The following is a 715-nucleotide window of genomic DNA, read 5'->3' as shown; positions in this document are numbered from 1 at the left end:
ACCCCGACCCCGGAGCAGCTCTCGGCCGTGCGCGTCATCGAGCACACCTGGCACTCGGCGCTGATCACCTGGCTGTCGGGGCGGGCCTCCATCGCCCAGGTGAAGATCGATATCGAGACGGTCTGCCGCCTCATCGGTCTCACGTCCCCCGCCCATCCCACCGGTGCGCACTGATCGCCCGTCATTTCGGGATTGATCCGTAAAGCCGGATCCCGCCAAGTGCCGACAAGGCATTCCGGAGGGCGCGTTCGAGTGAACTTGGGGCGCGTGTGGCGAGAACTGTGCGCCCTTGCGCCCCCTGCAGGTGCGTTATCCACGCCCCTTGTGGTGTCACCCACCGGTATGAATGGGGCGACACCCGGCGCAGTGCGGCGCCGGGAAAGAGTGGGAGGGCGGGGGCAGATACCGTGATCCGGGTCCTGCTGGTGCACGACATCCATCTGCTGCGCGCGGCCCTGGCGGCGCTCATCGCCAGAGAACCGGATCTGGAGGTCTCGGCGACCCCCTGGACCCGCGCGGCGACCATGTCCCGCGCCGTGCTGCCGGACGTGTGCGTGGTCGACATGGACAGCCCCGAGGCAGGGGGCCCCGACGGCCTGCGCCGGCTGACCGGCCGCGCGCCAGCCGGCCCCGCGGACAGGACCGGGGCAGGGCCCGGCATTACGGCCGGATTCGGGACGAGCGGCGGCATCGGAATCGGGACGGGAATCGGGAC

2 pseudogenes are annotated in these 715 nt (G+C 70.5%); both read left to right on the top strand.

Features of this window, described 5'->3' with window-relative positions:
- Window positions 1-174: pseudogene (locus tag K6I34_RS37720) on the top strand (TetR family transcriptional regulator); the annotation flags it as partial.
- Window positions 175-407: 233 nt separating this feature from the next.
- A pseudogene (locus K6I34_RS37715) lies at window positions 408-715 on the top strand (DNA-binding response regulator); the annotation flags it as partial.

The sequence above is a fragment of the Streptomyces sp. UNOC14_S4 genome (assembly GCF_020740835.1).
In the GTDB taxonomy this organism is placed as follows: Bacteria; Actinomycetota; Actinomycetes; order Streptomycetales; family Streptomycetaceae; genus Streptomyces.
Note: the sequence above shows the minus strand (reverse complement) of the source record. Positions and strands in the feature narration are given on the sequence as shown.